This is a genomic window from Streptosporangium sp. NPDC050284, from assembly GCF_044459525.1.
Classification (GTDB): domain Bacteria; phylum Actinomycetota; class Actinomycetes; order Streptosporangiales; family Streptosporangiaceae; genus Streptosporangium.
In genome coordinates, this window is record NZ_JBITIZ010000008.1 from 209,238 (window position 1) to 230,071 (window position 20,834).

At 69.5% G+C, this 20,834-nt stretch carries 19 protein-coding genes and 1 riboswitch; of the genes, 7 read left to right on the forward strand and 12 right to left on the reverse strand.

Going from position 1 to position 20,834, the window contains the following annotated elements:
- Positions 1–59 precede the first annotated feature (59 nt).
- Positions 60–2,663, forward strand: coding sequence for an FtsX-like permease family protein (locus tag ACIBH4_RS20490; RefSeq protein ID WP_362765729.1), 2,604 nt, complete (start codon positions 60–62; stop codon positions 2,661–2,663).
- 218 nt (positions 2,664–2,881) lie between these two features.
- Here ACIBH4_RS20490 and ACIBH4_RS20495 read toward each other — a convergent pair whose 3' ends face one another.
- The gene (locus ACIBH4_RS20495; protein WP_362507790.1) at positions 2,882–3,736 is read right to left on the reverse strand and encodes a hypothetical protein; all 855 of its coding nucleotides are present in this window, start codon (positions 3,734–3,736) and stop codon (positions 2,882–2,884) included.
- A 284-nt stretch (positions 3,737–4,020) separates the two neighbouring features.
- Between ACIBH4_RS20495 and serA the strand changes: the two genes are divergently transcribed.
- Positions 4,021–5,610, forward strand: coding sequence for a phosphoglycerate dehydrogenase (gene serA, locus ACIBH4_RS20500; RefSeq protein WP_362507793.1), 1,590 nt, complete (start codon positions 4,021–4,023; stop codon positions 5,608–5,610).
- A 595-nt stretch (positions 5,611–6,205) separates the two neighbouring features.
- Here serA and ACIBH4_RS20505 read toward each other — a convergent pair.
- Complete coding sequence (locus ACIBH4_RS20505) at positions 6,206–6,814, reverse strand: C40 family peptidase (RefSeq protein ID WP_362765726.1); 609 nt, start codon at positions 6,812–6,814, stop codon at positions 6,206–6,208.
- Positions 6,802–7,035, reverse strand: a riboswitch (cyclic di-AMP (ydaO/yuaA leader). (Overlaps the previous gene by 13 nt.)
- A gap of 140 nt (positions 7,036–7,175) precedes the next feature.
- Here ACIBH4_RS20505 and ACIBH4_RS20510 point away from each other — a divergent pair.
- Both ACIBH4_RS20510 and ACIBH4_RS20515 read left to right on the forward strand, forming a co-directional pair.
- Positions 7,176–8,222, forward strand: coding sequence for a 3-isopropylmalate dehydrogenase (locus tag ACIBH4_RS20510; protein WP_362507798.1), 1,047 nt, complete (start codon positions 7,176–7,178; stop codon positions 8,220–8,222).
- Between the two features lie 174 nt (positions 8,223–8,396).
- A complete protein-coding gene (locus ACIBH4_RS20515) occupies positions 8,397–9,491 on the forward strand; it encodes a branched-chain amino acid aminotransferase (RefSeq protein ID WP_362765722.1) in 1,095 nt (364 codons plus the stop codon).
- A gap of 263 nt (positions 9,492–9,754) precedes the next feature.
- Here the strand turns inward: ACIBH4_RS20515 and ACIBH4_RS20520 are convergent, their stop codons facing one another.
- The gene (locus tag ACIBH4_RS20520) at positions 9,755–10,345 is read right to left on the reverse strand and encodes a Uma2 family endonuclease (RefSeq protein WP_362507804.1); all 591 of its coding nucleotides are present in this window, start codon (positions 10,343–10,345) and stop codon (positions 9,755–9,757) included.
- A gap of 102 nt (positions 10,346–10,447) precedes the next feature.
- A complete protein-coding gene (locus ACIBH4_RS20525) occupies positions 10,448–11,101 on the reverse strand; it encodes an O-methyltransferase (protein WP_362507807.1) in 654 nt (217 codons plus the stop codon).
- A gap of 288 nt (positions 11,102–11,389) precedes the next feature.
- Here ACIBH4_RS20525 and cimA point away from each other — a divergent pair, with 288 nt between their 5' ends.
- The gene (cimA, locus tag ACIBH4_RS20530) at positions 11,390–12,964 is read left to right on the forward strand and encodes a citramalate synthase (protein ID WP_362507810.1); all 1,575 of its coding nucleotides are present in this window, start codon (positions 11,390–11,392) and stop codon (positions 12,962–12,964) included.
- Between the two features lie 187 nt (positions 12,965–13,151).
- On the opposite strand, the gene ACIBH4_RS20535 is transcribed toward cimA, so the two are convergent.
- Positions 13,152–14,831, reverse strand: coding sequence for a heparinase II/III family protein (locus ACIBH4_RS20535; protein ID WP_362507813.1), 1,680 nt, complete (start codon positions 14,829–14,831; stop codon positions 13,152–13,154).
- Between the two features lie 457 nt (positions 14,832–15,288).
- Here ACIBH4_RS20535 and ACIBH4_RS20540 point away from each other — a divergent pair, with 457 nt between their 5' ends.
- Positions 15,289–15,885, forward strand: coding sequence for an HD domain-containing protein (locus tag ACIBH4_RS20540; RefSeq protein ID WP_362507816.1), 597 nt, complete (start codon positions 15,289–15,291; stop codon positions 15,883–15,885).
- 32 nt (positions 15,886–15,917) lie between these two features.
- Here the strand turns inward: ACIBH4_RS20540 and ACIBH4_RS20545 are convergent, their stop codons facing one another.
- From ACIBH4_RS20545 to ACIBH4_RS20575, 7 genes are all read right to left on the reverse strand, one after another.
- A complete protein-coding gene (locus ACIBH4_RS20545) occupies positions 15,918–16,340 on the reverse strand; it encodes an antibiotic biosynthesis monooxygenase (protein WP_362507819.1) in 423 nt (140 codons plus the stop codon).
- A gap of 61 nt (positions 16,341–16,401) precedes the next feature.
- Positions 16,402–16,989: a hypothetical protein gene (locus tag ACIBH4_RS20550; RefSeq protein WP_362507822.1), complete on the reverse strand. Its 588-nt coding sequence runs from the start codon at positions 16,987–16,989 to the stop codon at positions 16,402–16,404.
- A gap of 5 nt (positions 16,990–16,994) precedes the next feature.
- A complete protein-coding gene (locus tag ACIBH4_RS20555; RefSeq protein ID WP_362507826.1) occupies positions 16,995–17,807 on the reverse strand; it encodes a DUF6286 domain-containing protein in 813 nt (270 codons plus the stop codon).
- The gene (locus ACIBH4_RS20560) at positions 17,807–18,487 is read right to left on the reverse strand and encodes an Asp23/Gls24 family envelope stress response protein (RefSeq protein WP_362507829.1); all 681 of its coding nucleotides are present in this window, start codon (positions 18,485–18,487) and stop codon (positions 17,807–17,809) included. Before ACIBH4_RS20560 ends, ACIBH4_RS20555 begins: the two co-directional genes overlap by 1 nt.
- Positions 18,484–18,672 carry a hypothetical protein gene (locus ACIBH4_RS20565; protein WP_362508282.1) on the reverse strand — a complete coding sequence of 63 codons (189 nt, stop codon included), beginning with the start codon at positions 18,670–18,672 and terminating at the stop codon, positions 18,484–18,486. Before ACIBH4_RS20565 ends, ACIBH4_RS20560 begins: the two co-directional genes overlap by 4 nt.
- On the reverse strand, positions 18,669–19,115 hold the full coding sequence (locus ACIBH4_RS20570) for a hypothetical protein (RefSeq protein ID WP_362507832.1): 447 nt from the start codon (positions 19,113–19,115) through the stop codon (positions 18,669–18,671). The genes ACIBH4_RS20565 and ACIBH4_RS20570 overlap by 4 nt, the downstream gene beginning before the upstream one ends.
- 212 nt (positions 19,116–19,327) lie before the next feature.
- Positions 19,328–19,822 (reverse strand): Asp23/Gls24 family envelope stress response protein, encoded by a 495-nt coding sequence (locus tag ACIBH4_RS20575; protein WP_399172592.1) that lies wholly within the window; start codon positions 19,820–19,822, stop codon positions 19,328–19,330.
- A gap of 224 nt (positions 19,823–20,046) precedes the next feature.
- On the opposite strand from ACIBH4_RS20575, the gene ACIBH4_RS20580 reads away from it, so the two are divergent.
- Positions 20,047–20,823, forward strand: a complete 777-nt coding sequence (locus ACIBH4_RS20580; RefSeq protein WP_362507835.1) for a fumarylacetoacetate hydrolase family protein — start codon at positions 20,047–20,049, stop codon at positions 20,821–20,823.
- The last annotated feature ends 11 nt before the right edge of the window (positions 20,824–20,834 follow it).

Here is a 20,834-nt window from a genome sequence, read left to right on the forward strand (position 1 = left end):
GCGGATCTCCGGCCACCGTACGGCGAAGCGGCCCTCCGGTCACCGGGTGGGGCGGTCGCATGAGCGCCCTGCTCGCCGCGCTGCGCATCTCCCGCAGGGACATCCGGCGCGCCAGGGGGCGCAGCGCCCTGATCATGGTCATGATCGGCCTGCCGGTCCTCGTCATCACGGGCCTCCTGGCCTTTCTCGAGACCTCGAACATCAACCCCCGCGAGGGCCTCACCGCGAACATCGGCGCCGCCGACGCCCGGATCACGGTGAGCGGAGTCCGGGGAAAGGTGGAACAGGACGTCGAAGGTCGGGTATGGGTGGGTTCTGGCCAGCCCCCTCACACCGCGACGCGGCCCTGGACACAGGGGGAGGTGGCGAAACTCCTGGAGCCCGGCACCCGGCTCCTCCCGTTGAACGAGGGCAGCGTCGACTACCTGAGCAGTGATGGCCGTGACCACGTCTCCGTGCTGGAGACGGACCTGCGGGACCCCATGACGACGGGCATGTACCACCTGCTCCGGGGCCGCTTCCCGGCCTCCGCCCAGGAGATCGCGGTGACTCCGGAGATCCTGGAGAGGGGAGCCCGCCTCGACGCCCCGCTGCAGGTCACGCGGGACAGGAAGGCGATGAGGGTCGTCGGCGTCGTCGAGCACCCGCACCGGACCCGCGGGGCGAAGATCGTCGGACTCCCCGGCACCCTGCTCTTCGCCGGCCACGGCCTTCGCGGCACCGGCTGGCTGGCCGATGCGCCGCAGCCGGTCACCTGGGCCACCGTCCAGCGGCTGAACGCGGCCGGGCTGCTGGCCGGGTCCCGCGCCGTCATCGAGGATCCGCCCGACCGCGTCTGGCTCTTCACCCCTGACTCCTACCAGGTGGACAGGACCGTGGCGATCGGGCTGGCCGCGGTCATGATCGTGCTGGAGGTGGTGCTGCTCGCAGGCCCCGCCTTCGCGGTCGGCCTGCGCCGCCGCCGCAGGGAACTCGCACTGATCACCGCGCAGGGCGGCTCTCCGGCCCACCTGCGCCTCATCGTCCTGGCCGACGGCGTCGTCCTCGGCGGCGGGGCCGCGCTCGCGGGACTGATCCTGGGCCTGGGCCTGGTCGCGCTCTCGGCCGCGCTGGGGGCGGGCAGGCTGGTCGGCGCGGTCGGCCCGTTGGAGATCCCTTGGATTCCGGTCGTGGCCGTCGCCCTGCTCGGGGCGGGCAGCGGGCTCATCGCGGCCCTGATCCCCGCGGTGCAGGCGGCCAGGCAGGACGCGGCGGCGGTGATCGGCGGGCGCCGGAGCGCGGTGCGCGACCGGGTGGGCCGCCCGGTGCTCGGCCTGGTCCTGGTCGCCGCGGGGGTCGCGGCGACCGTCTTCGCCGTCAGGTACGACGTCATCTGGGTCCTCGCCGCCGCGGTCCTGTCGCAGCTGGGACTGGTCGCGCTGACGCCGAGGTTGGTCAAGGGGGCCGCGAGCCTGGTCGCGCGGCTTTCGCTGCCCTTACGCCTGGCCGCACGCGACGCCGCCCGCCACCGCGTTCGCACCGCGTCCGCGGTCGCGGCGGTCATGACCGCCACGGCCACGGTCGTCGTGGCCGGCATCGCGACCACCAGTTCCTTCGCCCAGCGCCGGGACGCCTTCCAGGTGATCGCCCCAGCAGGAACCACGAGGATCGACGGCGAGGGACTCGACGCCGACCGCTGGAGTGCGCTGAGGGCCGCCGTCGAGCGGACGCTGCCCGGTGTGCCGCTCATCGAGGCCGCCAAGCTCAGGAACGCCGAAGGGGAGAACGTCGAGATGGCGATCCAGCGAGCCGACGAGTACGGTCCGCAGTACTCCGTCGCGGGTCTTCCGATCGGGGACGAGCGGCTGCTCACCCTCGTGCAGGGGCGGCGGGACCCGGCGGCGGCGGCCGCGTTCGCCTCGGGCAAGGCCGTGGTGTTCGACCCCGGGATGGTACGGAACGGAAAGATCACCCTGATCCTGGAAGGGAGGAGAGGGGAAGCCGATCCTGTTGAGATCGCGGTTCCCGCCGTCCTGGCCCGTCCCGCCGACCCCGGGTACGGTGTGGCGGTGCTGCCGCTCTCCGTCGCGGAGAACGCCGGGCTGAGAGCCGAACCGCGCGTCCTGTACATCGACCCGGCTGCGCACAGGCTCACCGCCAAGCAGGTGGCGACGCTGGAGTGGGATCTTGTGACGGCGGTCCCCAAAGCCGAGTTCTACGTCGAGGTCACGAGCGGATTCCAGGACGACAACACCTCCTGGCTGGTGCTGCTCCTGGGGGCGGCGCTCGTCCTGGTGCTCGGTGGCACTTTCGTCGCCACCGGGCTCGCCGCGGCCGACATGCGGCCCGACCTCGCGACGATGGCCGCGGTCGGGGCGCCGCCGGGCACGCACCGGCTGGTCGTCGCCGGGCAGGCCGGATTCATCGCCGGGCTCGGTGTCCTGGTCGGCACGGTGGCCGGTTGTGTGACGGGGATCGCCGCCACCTGGCCCCTCACGGTTGGGGCACCCGGGACCGTCCTCATCCGGTCCGGCGAGCTCTCGTCCTTCTCACCGATGTCGCCGACGGTCGAGATCCCCTGGCTCCTCCTCGCGGCCGTGGTGGTCGGCCTGCCGGTGCTGGCCGCCCTGGTGGCGGGGGCGTTCACCCGGCCGAAGGTGACCCTGACCCGCAGAACCGGCTAGCCCCACGTGCCGCCGTCCGAACCGGAGACGCCCCGGCCCCGTCGGATCGGATACGGCTTCTGACCCGCAATGATGCGGCACATGCGGAAAACCGGGCTAGCGGCCGTGACGTCTCGTGGCGGACGAGGAGGCGCCTTCTCGCGCCACCTCGTCCGCGGCCGTTCTCCGGGACCGCCTTTCCGGCACGTCACCACCGTGGGACGCGCCGTGGTGACCGGTCAGTCGGTGACGTCGGCGCAGACCACGTGGGCGCCCAGCTCGACCATCCGCTGCTCGCTGCGCGCGTCGGCGACCCTGGCCATCAGGATCGGCGCCTCGCTCGCGGCGAGCTGGGGCAACCTGGCGCGCACCCCGCGGTGGATGTCCCTGACCACGTCCTCGGCCGCCGACATGTGGACCTTCACGTGCAGCATGATCCCCGGGGCGCCCGAGGAGGTGCCGGCCTCGGAGATCCACACGTGGTGGACGAGCGGGTAGTCGACGAGCAGGTGCGAGATCGCGGCACGCAGCGCGGGCAGGATCGGGTGGTCGCACCGGCGGTATCCCGGGTCCACCATCTGCATCGGGCCCGACAGGTGGGGCCGAGGCGCCGGGATCCACGGCTGGGAGGGCGCCGCCGGCACCGGCGTTCTCTGCGGGCGCGCGGGCGCGGGACGCGAGACCGTGGCCATCGCCCCGGTCGCGTACGCCGTCGGCGCCGCGCTCGACAGCGCGGGCGTGGGGCCGCTGCGCGTCGAGAGCAGGTATCGCTGGAGGTCCTCGATCGGCACGGCCGCGGCCGCCGGACCCGCCGCGTCGATCACGATCTCCCGCACGCCGGTGACGCGCTGGATGTCGAGGATGGTGTCGGCGTCGCACGCCGACAGCGAGTGGCTGCCGCGGTGCCGCGCGTAGGTGTCCGCCGAGGTGTATCCGAGCAGGACACGATCACCGGCCTGGGTCGTGCCGAGCACGACGGATCGGTCGGGTCGCACGGCAACCAGGAGTCCCCATTCGGCCAGCGCCGCAAGCAGCCGGTGCGGGTCGCCGTGCTGCGCGAGCACGTTGCCGAGAGCGGGGTTCCCGATGCTCATATGAGGAACGATAGGTAGTGGACCACGGCTTATCAGGGTAATCGCGAAGTTTTCTTGGGATCAATACCAACTTGAGTTTTGGTGCATGAGATCTGTCAAGGACGGGTAATCGCCTCGTGGGTCGCGAGGTCCCCTCACGTCCCACGAGTCGCCGGAGCCTTTCCGAGGGGTTCTCCGTCGGCGCGAGGCGTCTCGGATCGCGGGACACTCGTGAACGCGTTCACAAGCGCCGATAGACTACGTGAGGTCCGTGCACCCCTCACCGTCTAGTAAGGATCCAGCCTGTGAACAAGCCCGTAGTACTGGTCGCTGAGGAACTTTCCGAGGCTGGTCTCGCGGTTCTGGGCGCGGACTTCGAAGTCCGCCACACCGACGGCGCCGACCGCGCCCAGTTCCTGCCCGCCCTCGCCGACGTGGACGCGCTCATCGTGCGCAGCGCCACGCAGGTCGACGCCGAGGCGATCGCCAACGCTCCCAGGCTCCGCGTCGTCGCCCGCGCGGGCGTCGGCCTGGACAACGTCGATGTGGAGGCCGCCACCAAGGCCGGTGTCATGGTCGTCAACGCGCCCACCTCCAACATCACCAGCGCCGCCGAGCACACCGTCGCCCTCATCCTCGCCTCCGCCCGTAACGTCGCCCAGGCGCACTCCGCGCTCAAGGGCGGCGAGTGGAAGCGCTCGAAGTACACCGGGGTGGAGCTCGACGAGAAGGTCGTCGCGATCCTCGGCCTCGGCAAGATCGGCCAGCTGGTCGCGCAGCGCCTCCAGCCGTTCGGTGTCGAGCTGATCGCCTACGACCCCTACCTGCAGCCGGCCCGCGCCGCGCAGATGGGCGTCCGGCTGGTCTCGCTCGAGGAGGCTCTGAGCGAGGCCGACTTCATCACGGTGCACCTGCCCAAGTCCAAGGAGACCATCGGTCTCATCGGCGACAGGGAGCTCCACGCGGTCAAGCCGAACGTGCGCCTCATCAACGTCGCCCGGGGCGGCATCATCGACGAGAACGCCCTCTACTCCGCGATCAAGGAGGGCCGCGTCGCCGGCGCCGGCATCGACGTGTTCCCCAAGGAGCCGGTTACCGACAGCCCGCTCTTCGAGCTCGACCAGGTCGTCGTCACCCCGCACCTGGGCGCCTCCACCCACGAGGCCCAGGAGAAGGCGGGCACCCAGGTCGCGCGCAGCGTGAAGCTCGCCCTCGCCGGGGAGTTCGTGCCGGACGCGGTCAACGTCCAGGGCGGTGCCGTCGCCGAGGACGTCAAGCCGGGTCTGCCGCTCGCCGAGAAGCTCGGCCGGGTGTTCACCGCACTCGCGGGCGAGGTCGCCACCAAGCTCGACGTCGAGGTACGCGGCGAGATCGCCTCCCACGACGTCCGCGTGCTGGAGCTGGCAGCGCTCAAGGGCGTCTTCACCGACGTGGTCGAGGACTCGGTCACCTACGTCAACGCCCCGCTGCTGGCCAAGGACCGGGGCGTGTCGGTCGAGCTGGTCACCAGCTCCGAGAGCCCCGACTGGCGCAACGTCGTGACGGTCCGCGGCGTTCTCGCCGACGGCCGCACGGTCTCGGTCTCCGGCACCCTGTCCGGGCCGAGGCAGATCACGAAGATCGTCGAGGTCAACGGCTACCAGATGGAGATCGAGCCGACCGACCACCTCTCGTTCTTCACCTACACCGACCGTCCCGGCATCGTGGGCGTGGTCGGCCGCATTCTCGGCGACCACTCGATCAACATCGCCTCGATGCAGGTGGCCCGTGACGCCAAGGGCGGCAAGGCGCTGATCGCCCTCACCGTCGACACCGCGATCCCGGCCGAGGTGATCGACCAGATCAGCGCGGAGATCGGCGCCGACAGCGGTCGCTCGGCCGACCTGGCCGACTAGCCCCGTTTCCCGCGCGTGCCGCGTCGTCGCGGTTTGATCCAGGACGACATGCGATCACCCCGGACCGATCGGGGAGCGCGTGCGGGAAACGCGACGGTGGTCCACCGGTGTGGCCGCCGCCCCGATGACCGGGGCGGCGGCCACATCTCGTCTCAGTATGTGAGAAGTGTGTACGCCGGACGAGACGGTGTTTCCGTGAGCAGGTAACCTGGAATCAAATGCGCCAGGTTCTCGTAATTCTTACCTGCCGCGGCGAGGCCTGACAGGGGCAGGCCGGCGACTCGCCGCGGTGTCGTGGCGCTTGCCGGCTCCAAGCCCCCGTCACCGGTCCGTGATCCGGGCCCTCGACATCAGGCCTGGTCGGAGTCCCGACCGGAGACTTGACCACCTTCCTTGCTCGCGTGCGACCGAGACGAGATTCGCCATGTACGACATGTATCCCTGGAACCGTCCCGAGGAGACAGAGGACGAGGCCATCGACGCGCTCCAGACCGCTCTGGACCGCAGGGACAACGGTGGTGCCCCCACCCGCTGAGCCCGTTCTCGCCGTCACCGGGGTCTCCACGGCCTCCCGGCGGCGATCCTCCGGCGTGTCTCATCCGCCGGGCACGATTTCGGTCGCGAGCTCGACCCGCTTGGCCAGCTGGACCCCCTGCGGGTCGGGGCGGACCGCGCCGGAGAAGGCGGCGCGGCGCCAGGAGCTGAGCTTCTCCTCCTTGACGACGTCGCCGCTCCGCGGGGCGTGAACCATGTAGCCGGGCTTTGTGATCATGCCGACATGGCCGAGGCCGCTGAAGAAGACCAGGTCACCGGGCCTGAGATTCTTCCAGGCGATCTTCTTGGAGAAGGCGGCGTACTGGTCGTTGGTGACGCGGGGGAGCTTGATCCCGGCGGCGCCGTAGGCGCGGAGCATCAGGCCGGAGCAGTCGAAGCCGCCGTTGCCGGTGCCGCCCCAGACGTAGGGCGTTCCGCGCTTGGACATGGCCCACTTCACGGCCTTCTGCCAGGCGGGCCTGACAGCCATGGCCTTCAGCGTTTCCTTCAGCGTGGGGGTTTTGAGCGCCGCGGGCCCGGGGGCGGGGGGCGGGGAGGCGGCCAGGGCGGCGGTCGAGGTCGCGCACACCGCGGCGCCGGTGAGGATCAGGGAGGCGGAGATGGACAGGACGCGGGGGAGAACTGTGCCGGACAGGATGATTCCTTCCATAAGGCCGGCCGGGTGAGCTGTCGGGCTCGGGCGTGGAGGTCGCCCTACGGCGCGAGAACGCGCTGATTCGCCCCAAGGGATCCACCTGATGACGACCGGGAACGCGCTCCGGGGGAGGAGCGGCGTTCTCGGGATGCGGTAGATCCCGTAAAAAAGTGGTTCCCCGGCTCCGTGTGGGCTCGGTCAGGGGGTGGCCCGTACGGATTAGGCAGTGATGTGAATGGGAGGACAATAACGAAACCTCCCGAAACGGTCAATGCATAGCAAAAAAGGATAAAACGATCAGAGAGCTCGCCGTGTGGACACGTCCGCAGAGTGAGACCGGTGTTCGATCACCGAGACGGACCGGTAGGGTGCCTGCATGGATTCGCGTAACATTCGCCTGGCGGTCATCCCCGGGGACGGAATCGGAGTCGAGGTCGTCGCCGAAGGGCTGAAGGTCCTCGAAGCGGTCGGCACGAAGGTGGAGACCACCACCTACGACCTCGGTGCCAAGCGCTACCACGAAACCGGCGAGACCCTGCCGGACCCGGTCCTCGACGAACTGCGCGGATACGACGCGATCCTGCTCGGCGCGGTCGGCGACCCCAGCGTGCCCCCGGGCATCCTGGAGCGCGACCTGCTGCTCAAGCTCCGCTTCCAGCTCGACCACTACGTGAACCTGCGCCCGGTCAAGCTCTTCCCCGGCGTCGAGACGCCGCTGGGCAGGTCCGGCCCCGAGGACATCGACATGATCGTCGTCCGCGAGGGCACCGAGGGCCCGTACGCCGGAGCGGGTGGCGTGATGCGTAGGGGCACGCCGCACGAGATCGCCACCCAGGAGTCGCTGAACACCGCCTACGGCGTCGAGCGCGTCGTGCGTTACGCCTTCGACAAGGCGCTCGGCCGCCCCCGCAGGAAGCTGACGCTGGTCCACAAGACCAATGTGCTCACCTATGCCGGCGACCTCTGGGCCCGCACCTTCGACCGCGTCGGCCTGGAATATCCCGAGGTCCAGACCGACTACTGCCACGTCGACGCGGCCTCGATGTTCTTCGTCAGCCAGCCGGAGCGCTTCGACGTGATCGTCACCGACAACCTCTTCGGCGACATCCTCACTGACATCGGCGCGGCGATCGCCGGTGGCATCGGCCTGGCGGCGAGCGGCAACGTCAACCCCGACCGCACCGCGCCGAGCATGTTCGAGCCGGTTCACGGCAGCGCCCCCGACATCGCGGGCCAGGGCAAGGCCGACCCGACCGCCACGATCCTGTCGGTCGCCATGCTCCTCGACCACCTCGGCATGGCCGCCGAGGCCGCCAGGGTCGAGCAGGCCGTCGCCGACGACCTGGTCGACCGGGCTGCCGGACGGGCCGGCCGGACCACCCGCGAGATCGGCGACGACATCACCGCCCGAGTAGCCGGCTGAGGAAGCCGCCTCCCTCGACCCCGACGCGCCTGGCGGCTCACCTGAGCCGCCAGGCGCGTTTTTTGTTTCTCCAGCACTGCCGGTTTTCGGCATAGATGGAGTAGTTTCCCGTTACCCGGTCCGACGCAGAATGGACCCAAGGGTAAGCCAGACCTCAAGAGAAGGATCCGTGCGATGACCACCGCTCAGAAGCTCAGCTTCGACGTGCAGCTCTCCGACCACGCTCGCACCGCGGCAGAGCGCGAGCAGGTAATGGCGAGCCCCGGGTTCGGTCAGGTCTTCACCGACCACATGATCTCGATCGACTACACCGAGGGGGAGGGCTGGCACGACGCCAGGCTCATGCCGTACGGCCCGCTCAGTCTCGACCCCGCGACGTCGGTCTTCCACTACGCGCAGGAGCTTTTCGAAGGACTCAAGGCCTACCGCCAGGAGAACGGCGCGATCGTGACCTTCCGGCCGGAGGCGAACGCCGCCCGCTTCAACAGCTCCGCGCTGCGGATGGCCATGCCCGAGCTGCCCGAGGAGACGTTCGTCGAGTCGCTGGAGCTGCTCGTCCAGACCGACCGCGAGTGGGTCCCGACCACGCCGGGGCACAGCCTCTATCTGCGCCCCTTCATGATCGCCACGCAGCCGGCGCTCGGTGTCAACTACCCGTCCAGGAGCTACAAGTACATGGTCATCGCCTCTCCGGCGGCGGCCTACTTCGGGGGCGGGCAGGCCGTGACGGTCTGGCTCTCCACCGAGTACACCCGCGCGGCCCCCGGCGGCACCGGTTTCGCCAAGTGCGGCGGCAACTACGCGGCGGCCTTCGTCGCCCAGCGCCAGGCCGTCGAGCAGGGCTGTGACCAGGTGGTCTGGCTGGACGCGGGCGAGCACCGCTACGTCGAGGAGATGGGCGGGATGAACCTGTTCTTCGTCTACGGAGACCGCCTGCTCACCCCGGCACTCACCGGCACGCTCCTGCCCGGCATCACCCGTGACTCGATCCTCTGCCTCGCCTCCGGCCTCGGCCTCCAGGCCGAGGAGGGGCGACTGTCGGTCGAGGAGTGGCAGCAGGGCTGCGAGACGGGCGAGCTCACCGAGGTCTTCGCCTGCGGCACCGCCGCGGTCGTCACCCCGGTCGGCTCGGTCAAGGGCGCCGACCGCGCCTGGACGATCGGCGACGGCACCCAGGGGCCGGTCACCTCGAAGATCCGCGAGGAGCTCGTGGGGATCCAGTACGGGACCCGTCCCGACCCGCACAGCTGGGTCCACAAGATCTGCTGACCACCTTCCATCGACGTCGAGGGCGACGGAGCGTGCGGCTGGGTCCACACGATCCGTTGCCCCCGTTTTCCGCACGCGTCGCGTCGTCGCCGGTCAGCGGTCGTGTCCGATCCGGTGCGACGAGTGATCGCTTCAGGTTGATCGAGGTCGCGTACGGAGTACAGGGCCGATCCCGTGCAGGAGGGGCCCGGTCGAGGCGTCCGGGGACCTCGCTCGGCAGGAGCCCCGGCCTCCCACCCGGCCGGGTCTCCCACCGAGCGGGCCTACCCTTCGGTCAGCTTGCCGGTGTCGATCGTGAGGTTCCAGGGAGCGGGGAGCTCGAGGGGCTCTCCAAGGGTCACCTGGTGTTGCTGCTGGTAGCCCCTCTCCCCGGGATGGCTGAGGAGCCGGGCGAGATTCTGGGTGGCGTCGATCACCAGATAGAGCGGAACCCCCGCGATCGCGCAGTTTTCTGGTTTGGTGACGTGGTCGTCGCTCCGACTGCTGGGGGAGACCACCTCCACGACGAGCAGCGTCTCCTCCGCATAGACGTTCTCCTCGTCCCACATGCGGGGAAACTTCGGCACGACAAGGAGATCGGGCCGATAACGATCTTTCTGGACGCCCAGGAAGAGCTTGACGTCGTATACGGGGTGCCAGCCCTGTTCGGTGGCGAACGGAATGAGCTGGATCAACAACTGCAGGATGCTCTTGGCGTGGTTGAGTGTGGGCAACTCCCTCACCACGATCCGGCCGTTGATGATTTCGACCTTACGGTCGGGCCACTGGTCGCAGGTCCTCTGGTAGTGCGCTTCGAGCTCCTGATGGTTGGTGGACACGAGCTTCGCCTCGCGGCGTTCCAGGGTCTTGGCCATGAGCTCATCCTTCCCTCCGCGCGGGTGGGCGCAACGTGTTTGTCACATCGCTTACAGTAATCGGAAGGGTTTTCTTCTGCCCACGATTAGGGAAAGTTTTCGTCAGTGCTTTCGAATCATGGTGAGGCCGTCGGCGATGGGAAGCATGATCGAGGTGACTCGCTCGTCGGCGCTCACCATGTCGTTGAACTCGCGGATGTGTCGCACGGTCTCGTCGTCCCTGGTGGGATCGGCGACGTGCCCGCTCCACAGGGTGTTGTCGACGAGGATCACCCCGCCGGGGGCCAGACGCGACATGAGGATCTCGTAGTAGACGGGATAGTTGACCTTGTCGGCGTCGATGAACGCCAGGTCGACGGCCGGGTGTTCTGGAAGCTCGCGCAGCCGCTCGGCCGCGGGCCCGATCCTCAGCTCGATGCGGTCGGCGACCTGCGCCTTCTCCCAGTAACTCCGGGCGATCGCCGTCCACTCCTCGCTCACGTCGAAGCAGGTGAGCCCGCCGCCGGGGGCGAGCCCCCTGGCGAGGCAGATGGAGGAGTAGCCGGTGAAGGTGCCCACCTCCACCGCGTTCCTGGCGCCGCAGAGCTGGGCGATCATGGTAAGGAAACGCCCCTGGTCGGGGGAGATCTGCATGGACGCGTTGTCGCCGGTCAGCTCGCGGGTCTCGACGGCGAGGGCGTCGAGGACGTCGTCGGGCTGGCTGGTGTGCGCGAGCAGATACTGCCCCACGGTGGGGTCGAGGTAAGTCGCCTTCATGGGGCCCATTCTCGCCCGTGCCGGACGGCGACGGGGGTGATTCCAGGTCGTGTCCGGTGCCGTGCGGGCACGCCGTAGGTCTCGGATCCTGAGATCAATGTGTCAGATGGCGTCGGCGTGTGGCAGACTCCGAAGCATCATGTTCTACGGTCTGCTCATTATCGGCAGGCGCGCCGGCTGAAAAGGGACACCGCCGGCGCGCAGACCTCTCACGTCCGTGAGGGGTCATTTTTGTTTCCAGAAGCCGAAGAGCGCGCGGCGAATCATCGAACCGCGAAGGAGATTGACATGGCCGACGATCGTTTCCACGTGTACGACACGACTCTCCGTGACGGTGCCCAGCAGGAAGGGCTCAACCTCACGGTGGCCGACAAGCTGGCCATCGCGCGTCACCTGGACGGTCTGGGCGTCGGCTTCATCGAGGGAGGCTGGCCGGGAGCCAACCCCAAGGACACGGAATTCTTCAGGCGCGCTCAAACAGAGCTCGACCTGAAGCACGCGCAGCTCGCCGCGTTCGGCGCGACCCGCCGGGCAGGTGTGAAGGCAGCCGACGACCCGTTGGTGGCCGCGCTGCGCGAATCCGGCGCGCCGGTCGTGACCCTTGTCGCCAAGAGTCATGACCGGCACGTGGAGCTGGCCCTCCGCACGACCCTTCAGGAGAACCTCGCGATGATCCGCGACACGGTCTCCCACCTTCGTGCGGAGGGCCAGAGAGTCTTCCTCGACGCGGAACACTTCTTCGACGGCTACAAGTCCAATCCCGACTACGCGCTGGAGGTCCTGCGCACCGCCGCCGAGGCGGGAGCCTCGGTCATCGCGCTGTGCGACACCAACGGGGGCATGCTCCCCGACGAGCTGGCCGAGGTGGTGCACGCGGCCGTCGGGACGTCGGCGAGGATCGGCATCCACTGCCACGACGACACCGGCTGCGCGGTCGCCAACTCCCTGGCCGCGGTCAAGGCGGGCGCCACCCACGTGCAGGGCTGCGCCAACGGCTACGGTGAGCGCTCGGGCAACGCCAACCTCTTCACCGTGGTGGCGAACCTGCAGCTCAAGCGGGGATTCGACCTTGTGCCCAAGGAGGCACTGGCCGACATGACCAGGATCGCCCACGCGATCACCGAGGTCACCAACGTCACCCCCAACTCCCACGCCCCCTACGTGGGCGTCTCCGCCTTCGCGCACAAGGCCGGGCTGCACGCCAGCGCGATCAAGGTCGATCCCAACCTCTACCAGCACATCGACCCCGCCGAGGTCGGCAACGACATGCGCATGCTCGTATCCGACATGGCCGGACGCGCCTCGGTCGAGCTCAAGGGGCGTGAGCTGGGCTACGAGCTGTCCTCCGACACCTCGCGGGAGCTGGTGAACCGGGTCAAGGAGATGGAGTCGAAGGGCTACACCTTCGAGGCCGCCGACGCCTCCTTCGAGCTCCTGCTGCGCGACACCGTCGCGGGCGAGAGCAGGCGCCACTTCCAGGTCGAGTCCTGGAGGGTGATCGTCGAGCGGGCGCGAGGCGGCGAGGTCGTGAGCGAGGCCACCGTGAAGCTGCACGCCAAGGGGGAGCGGATCATCGCCACCGGCGAGGGCAACGGCCCGGTCAACGCCCTCGACCGGGCCGTGCGGCTGGGCCTGGAGCGGCTCTACCCCGAGCTGGCGGGGGTCGAGCTGATCGACTTCAAGGTGCGGATCCTGGAGGGTACGCACGGCACCGACGCCGTCACGCGCGTGCTGGTCACCTCCAGCGACGCGGCCGGGGAGTGGTCCACGGTCGGCGTCGACGAGAACATCATCGAGGCCTCCTGGCAGGCGCTTGAGCAGGCGGTGACCTTCGGGCTCCTGCGCGCGGGTCACGCCGTCTGACAGCCGCCCGCCACAGCCCTCGGGGGCGGCGGGCGCTGTCGGGAAAGGGCCGCTGGGAGACCTCCCCACGGTGAACGGGCGGGTGCCGGTAGGCATCCGCCCGTGTCGTCTCCGGCGAGGAGAGCCGTCAGGCTCGGCGGGAAGGCCGCCGGAGAGGACTCTTCTCGGGCGTCGGCGGGGAAGGCCGTCAGGAGAGGTCGGCACCGCGCACGCGGAAGCTCACCTGGCCCTCCGAGGTCTCCAGGCTGACCTTGCCGCCCGAGCAGGAGAGCGACGGCCTGTTGGTGCCGGGCACCACCACGGTCAGCACGGCGTTGCCCGAGGCGGGCGAGACGACCGTGGGGGCGGGGTGTCTCAGCAGGTAGGAGGAGGAGACCCAGCCCTGGTAGGGGTTCTTCTGCCCCTGGACCACCTTCAGTCCCGAGACCGGCTTGCAGGACGGCATCGAGACCTGGACGAGCGTCGCCTTCCAGCCCGTCTTGTCCTTCACCACGACCTGGCCGCCACTGCTGGAGACGGTGGACAGTTCGTGGGAGAAGTGCCAGAGGTTGCGGACCTTCGAGCCCTTGGGAACCGTGTCCAGCACGGCCATCACGTCCTCGCGGTGGTTGACGAGCACCGAGCGGGTCCTGGGCACGCCGTAGGCCCTGTCGGTGAGCCGGTAACTCTGCCGGTCAGTCCCGATCGAGGACCTGCTCAGCGCGGTGGCGGTCTTGCCGCGGAATTTCGCCCCGGCCACCATCGAGGTGTTGTGGGCCTCGGGGGACATCGTCCAGTGGCGGTAGCCGCTGTTCTCGTAGGAGTCGAAGCCGGCGTCGACCAGGACGTTACGGCCCTGGGCGTAGTAGGTCACGCCCAGGTGGTCCTCGTGGCCGTGATACTTCATGCCGGGCCCGAAGCGGATGGAGTAGAACGCCGACTCGGGCTTGTCCCAGGCGGTGCGCCCGTAGACGTAGCCGCCCCGGAACACCCGTACGGCCTGCTTCGGGTGGCTGTAGCCGACCGGCCGCACGTCCGCGCCGCCGTCGCCGATCGGGACCATGAACCCGTCGGGCTGGGTGGAGTGGGAGATGAAGTCCTCCAGCGACTTCCAGCGTCTGGAGATGTCGGCGGGCACCTTCCGCTTGCAGGCCCTGATGTCGTCCATCGCGACCTTCAGGCGGTCGTAGACGTAGAGCGCGTAGCGGGGGGCCTGCTCGCGCAGCGCGCCCTGGGAGTCGACGTCGAGCTTCACGGTCTCGGTGAGCCGCCTGATCGCGAGGCTGGACCACTGGTCGCGGCCGTAGCGGCAGCCGATGCCGAGCAGCGCGATGTCCTGGTCGATCCCGTGGTTGTGGCCCTTCTCGTAAAGCTTGGGGTCGGAGAGCATCTTCGCGTGCTCGGCCAGGCTGCCGGAGAGCCACGACCCACTGACGTGCTTGCTGAGGCAGACCAGGGCGGGGGCGCGCAGCGCGATCGGGTGCTCCTGCCAGGCGTACGGGCTGGTCTTCGCGCCGCCACGGGGGTTGTCCGCCACCCAGTCCTTCGCGATCTCGACGGCGCGCGCCAGGTACGCCTCGTTGCCGTTCGTCTCGTAGTCGGCGACGAGACGGCCCATCCAGCGCAGTGAGTGGAAGACCATGCTCCACGAGCGGTTGCGGTAGGGGTCGGTACGCCAGTTGACGTCCTTGCCGATCTTCACCGGGTCCAGGGCGAGGAAGGCGAGCTCGCCGTTCATGATGTCCGCCCCCGTCGGGGTGGCGGGGAGCCAGTCGCCCTGGCACTCGGTGGTGCGTTTCGCCTCCCTCGCCTCCGCGGTACCGGCTGTGACGCCGCAGGTCATCAGGAGGATGAGGGAGAGAGCGAGTGCTTGTGTGCGGCGGCGCACGCCAGTTCCTTCCGGGCCGAACGAGGGAGGTGGATCATGCTGTCCGAATCCCACCAAACCGGTCAAGCTGGGATGGTCCCTTCCGGAACATCGTTAGCAACTAGATGCGGGTCTCCCAGTTTCCTCACAGCCGTCACGCGATCCACAGAGGTCACAGCGTCGGTGCGGTCGGTGCGGTCGGTGCGGTCGGTGCGGTCGGTGCGGTCGGTGCCGCTCGTGTCGCCGTGCTGCCTGTATCGTCCGCGCCGCTCATGTCCGTGCTTGCCCATGCTTGCCCGTGCTTGCCCATGCTTGTCTGTGCCCGCTCGTGTCGCCGCGCCGCGTCCGGTGTCGCCTGCGCCGCTCTCCACCCTCACGGTACGGGCGATGGGCCCACGTTCGTTCCGTGGCGTGATTCCATCGATCGATGGCCCTCCGACCACTCGCGCAGGTCCTCGCGTTTCGGCAGGCTCGGGGCATGAGACTCGCCGACATCGTCATCCCCGGCACACCGGCCGCACGCGGCGCGCTGGAGGTGGCGACCGCCTACTGTTCGCCCGCCCTGCTCAACCACTCCGTCCGCGCCTACCTGTGGGCGGCGGCCTACGGCGCGATGAACGGTATCGCCTTCGACGACGAGCTGCTGTACGTCGCCTCGATGATGCACGACATCGGCCTCGTGAAAGAGTTCGACAGCCACACCGTGCCGTTCGAGGAGGCGGGGGGTCACGTCGCGTGGGTCTTCGCCGCCGGGGCCGGGTGGCCCGTGGAGCGCCGCATACGCGCGTCGGAGATCGTCGTACGCCATATGTGGGACAAGGTGGATCCCGAGCAGGACCCCGAAGGGCACCTTCTCGAACTGTCCACCGGACTCGACATCTCGGGGCGGGGAGTGGAGAACTTTCCCGCGGAGCTCCGCGCCGAGGTGCTGGAACGCCACCCCCGGCTGGGCATCGGCCCGGAGTTCACCGCGTGCTTCGTCGACCAGGCCGCGCGCAAGCCGGACAGTCTGGCCGGGCGGTTCGTTCGCGCGGGGGTCGCCGAGCGCATCGCCGCCAACCCCCTTGACCGCTGAGGACTCCCCACCGGGAGCCCTCGTCGCCCCCGTCAGGCTCCCGGTGCGGGACCGGTGTTCTGGACGACCTCGAAGGACCACAGCTCGGCTTCGGTGGCGGCGGGCCCCTGCCCGTGGCCGTGTCCCTGGGCCGGACCCGCGCCCTGGCCGTGCCCGTGTCCCTGGGCCGTGCCGTGGGCGTCGCCCTGTCCTGTTCCCTCGCCCGCCTCGGCGGCGGCCTGGGCGTGGCCCCGCTGGAAGGCCTGGCTCTCGGTCCAGCGTTTGAAGTCCTCCTCGGAGCGCCAGCGGGTGTAGACCAGATACCGGTCGCCGCCGTCCACCGGGCGAAGCAGCTCGAACCACTCGAATCCGTCTGCGGACTCGACGATCCCCGCCCGCCCGGAGAAGCGGCGTTCCAGCTGCTCGCGCATCTCCTCGGGCACCGTCAGCACGTTTATCTTCACGACCGAAGGCACATCGTCTCCTCGAAGCGTTGGTTTCCCTGATCACTCTATGATCGGCGCTCCGTCACGCGGGTCAGACGACGGTCCTTGAGCGGCGCGGCGCGTTCTCCAGGCTCACCCGGGCGACGGCGGGTATGTGTTCGGTCTCCAGGGCCTGGCGCATGTGCGGGATGACCACTCCGCCCAGCTGCTCGCGGACCGCGCTCATCGGCGCGTCCTCGGCGACCGTCATCCGCATTCGTACGGCCGGGTGCTCGCTCGTACCGACCATCGCGGCGGTGGCGTTGATGATCGCGGGGTGCGTGCCCGCCTCGGCGGCCGCCGCGTCGGTCACGCTGCCCGTGTCGACCTCGGTCACCCCGCCGGGGCCGCCGTCCAGGCGCATGCCGCCCAGCTTCCCGCGACGTCCCTGTGCGAGCAGCCAGCGCAGGCCGAACAGTGCAAGCACGATGCCCGCCGCCGCGATCAGCCACCACATCCACGGGTCGTAGGTGGCGAACGGCTGGCGTACCAGGCTGTCCACGAGCGGGCTGTCCGCGGGAGCCACCGTCCGCGGAAACGCTCCCGCGCCCCGTGCGATCGCGAGGGCGCTGAGGACCATCAGCGCCAGCCCCACGATCAGCAGTCCCAACCGGTTGCCCTGGGCGGTCTTGTCGTCCATGAGGCTCACTTCTCTCGCAGATGCACGTGGACGGGATACTTCCAGACGGGGGAGAGCGCGGTGATCCGCATGTTCACGGCCTCCCGTACGGCGTCGGCCAGCCCGCGGGTGTCCCGCATGCCGCTGTCGGCCGCGACGTGCACGGCCTTCCCGTGCAGCCGTACCCGGGCATGCTCGATCCCCTGCACCTGTTCGGCCGCGTGAGCCAGCGACCGGGCGAAGCCCCGGCGCTGCATGCCGATGGCCAGATCCTTGTCCCCGGTCCTCACCGGGATCATCGTGGGCCTCCCCGGGATGATCGCGAGCAGTACCAGCAGCAGGCCGAGCAGGCCGACCAGGCCCGCGCCCGCCATCATTCGCGGGTCGTTCCACGGTGTCGACGTCGCCCAGGCCAGGATCCGGTCGTACGGCACCAGGCGGAGCGGGCGGCCCAGCAGCGCGGAGATGACCTCCAGCGCGAGGAGGAGGCCGATCACGGTCATCAGGACGGCCGTGATGACCGAGGGAAGTACCCGGCGCGGGCGGAAGGCCCTGATCGCCGCGCGATCCGCGGAGGAGTTCTTCGCCACCGTGCCGTACGTCGGGGGCGCCGGTTCCGTCGTGCCGTACATCGGCGCGGCGGTGCCGTACGCCGGCGTGGTGGGTTCGGTGGTGCCGTGCGCCGGTGATGTGGCGGGTTCCGTGTCGCCGTATGCCCGTGGTGTGCCGGTGTCGTACTCCGGTGGTGCGGCCGGTCGCGCACGGGGTGGGGGCGTCGTCTCGCCGGCCGGTTCCGCGCCGGGGACCGGCTCCGCCGGGTCGGGTACCTGCCTGGCCATCATCGCTCCTCACGTAGCGGGACGATGTCCTCGGTGGGGTTGTCGTCGGGATCGTCGGTGGGTGTCGCGGCCCCTTGCGAGGGCCTGGCGACGGACTGCCCGGTGTCGCGCGCCGGGTTCTCCGCCGAGCGTTCCAACGGTGGCTCCTGCGGGTTCTCCGCCGAGCGTTCCGGTGAGCGCTCCTGCGGGTTCTCTTCGGCCGGTACGGCGTCCGGGGCCCGCGAGGTCTCACGGTCGCCGCGGGCGGGAGCCACGCTGGTGACGTTGACGTCGATGTGACCGACGTCCTTGCCGGTGAGGGTCATGACCCGTTCGGCGACGTGGCGTCTGACCTCCTCGGCCACCTCACGGATCGGGGCCGGATACTCGACCGTCACGTCGAGCTGGAGCGTCGCGAGCTCACCGTCGAGGGTGGCGTGGGTGCCGCCGCGAAAGAACAGCGGCTTCCACTCACCGACCTCCCGTACCCGTGGCACCTCTCCGGCCGCGTGGGCCGCGATGCGCGACACCACCTGGTCGGATATCTCGGTCCTGCCGCGTCGCTCGGCCGGTACGCCCCGCCATGACGGCTGGGCGGGCACGGCGGGCAGCCCGGTTTCGCCGGGAACGGGGTCCTCTCGCCCTGCGGGCGGCGCGGCCGTTCCCGAGGACGCGGGACGGTGCTCGACGGGGGTGTTCATCGCCGTCTCGCCGCCAGCCGGGAGAGGTCGACCTCTCCGGTCTCCGCGAAGCGACCGATGAGGAGTCCGATGGCGCCCAGTACGAGCACCAGCAGGAACGCGCTGAGGCCGCCGAAGGCCGCGGCGAAGCCCAGAAGGACACCGACGATCATGCCGACTACGGACCACACTGGGAAACTGCTCATCTCAAACCTCCGATATGGACGTTTACCGGTCGATCGCCCACCATTGGGGCGACCGCCGCTCGCACCGCGTCGGCGATCTCCGGAATCGGGCGCCCCAGCCTGACGACGACCGAGACCTCCACCTCGTTCTCGCGCAGCGCGACACCCGGGAACCGTTCGCCGGGCAGATAGGTCGCCACGGTCCCGAACGGCCCGCCCGACAGATCCGCGACGTCGGGGCAGCGCAGTACGGCGTCGGCGATCCTGTGGGCGAGGCCGGCCGTCTCGCGGGCCGGCGCCTCCTGCTCACGGGTGGCGACCGTCCCGCGCGGCGCACTCGTGGCCTCCCGGCTCCGACCGGCCGGTTCGCGGGCCGAGGCCTCCGGTCCGCGCGTGGGTGCGGCCTTCTGCCGGGGTATGGCGGGCGGCCTGCGGGACGGATCCTCGGGCCTGTGAGCCGGCATGGCCGTCGCGGGTGTCGGGGTGTCCGGTCTTCGTGCCTCCGGTTTATGCGCTTCCGGCCCGCGCGCGGGCTCTGTTGTTCCTCGTCCGGGTTCCCCGTGCGCGTGCGTGGGTGTCCCGCGGCCGGGATCAGCCGGTGCCGGGGGCGTGATGATCTCGCGGCCCGGGTCCTTCGGCTCGCGACCCGGTCCCGCCGCACCGCCTTCCGGGCCTCTCACCGGACGCGGGGCTCCGACTCGGACGACTCCTCCGAGGAGTCCCTGTCCTGGTCGGGCATGCGGACGTCGGAGACCTTGATGTTGACCTCGGTGACCTCAAGGCCGGTCATGCGCTCGACCGCCGTGATCACGTTGCGGCGTACGGCGGCGGCCAGGTCGGGGATCGCGATCCCGTACTCGACGACCACTTCCAGGTCGGCGGCGGCCTGCCGCTCGCCCACTTCGACCGATACGCCCTGGGTGGCGCTCCTGTCGGCGCCGACCATGCCGCGTACCGCGCCGAGAGCGCGTGCCGGGCCCGCTCCCATGTTGTGCACGCCAGGGATCTCCCTGGCCGCGAGGCCCGCGATCTTCGCTACGACCCCGCTGTCGATGGTGGTGGTCCCCTTCGGTGTGACCAGGCCACTCTGGGATCCGGGACTGTCGGTGCGTGCCCGGGGCACCGTGGCCTCGTCGCCCTTGGGCCTGTTCACCGTGCTGGCTTCAGTCACGTCCGTTCCTCCCCCCAAGGGAAGACCTTTCTGGCCCCCCGATACTTCTGAGGCGGTCATACCCCCCATATAGGCATAAATCAGGACATAGTCTTTCTTGGATTAAACATGGCAATATCCAGGAAATCGGACCTACAGGTACATGTGGCCTCGGCCCCCGGGCGGTGAGATGGGGCGGCCCCGGTACGGTCCGGCGGGATCCGGAGCCCGACTAGCCTTGTCGTGTGCGTATAGCGAGGTTCTCCACAGGAGACGGTGTCGGGTTCGGGGTGGTCGAAGGTGGCCCAGGGGAGGAGTTCATCTCCGGGATCTCGGGTCACCCGTTCGGGCCGATCCAGTTCACCGGCGAGCGATACTCGCTCTCCCAGGTCAGGCTGGTCGCGCCCATGCTGCCCAGCAAGGTCGTCGCGATCGGCAGAAACTACGCCGACCACGCCAAGGAGATGGGCGACGAGGTCCCCGACGAGCCGCTCGTCTTCCTCAAGCCGTCGACCTCGGTGATCGGCTCGGGTGAGGCGATCGCCTATCCGACGACCCTCTCCCAGCGGGTCGACTACGAGGGGGAGCTGGCGGTGGTGATCGGCAGGCTCTGCCGTGAGGTGCCCCGCGAACGGGCGCACGAGGTCATCTTCGGCTACACCTGCGCCAACGACGTCACGGCGAGGGACCTGCAGAAGAAGGACGTCCAGTTCACCCGGGCCAAGGGCTTCGACACCTTCTGCCCCCTCGGCCCGTGGATCCAGACCGAGCTCGACCCGAGCGACATCGGCATCGTCACGTCGGTGAACGGCGAGGTCAAGCAGAGTTCCCGCACCTCCAAGCTCATGTACGACATCCCCGCGCTGATCGCCCACGTGAGCGCGGTCATGACCCTGATCCCCGGTGACATCGTCCTCACCGGGACCCCGGAAGGGGTCGGCCCGCTCAGCGTCGGCGACGAGGTCAGCGTTTTCATCGAAGGAATCGGCACTCTCAGCAACCGGGTGGTCTCCCGTGATTAGGGTTCGTTTCG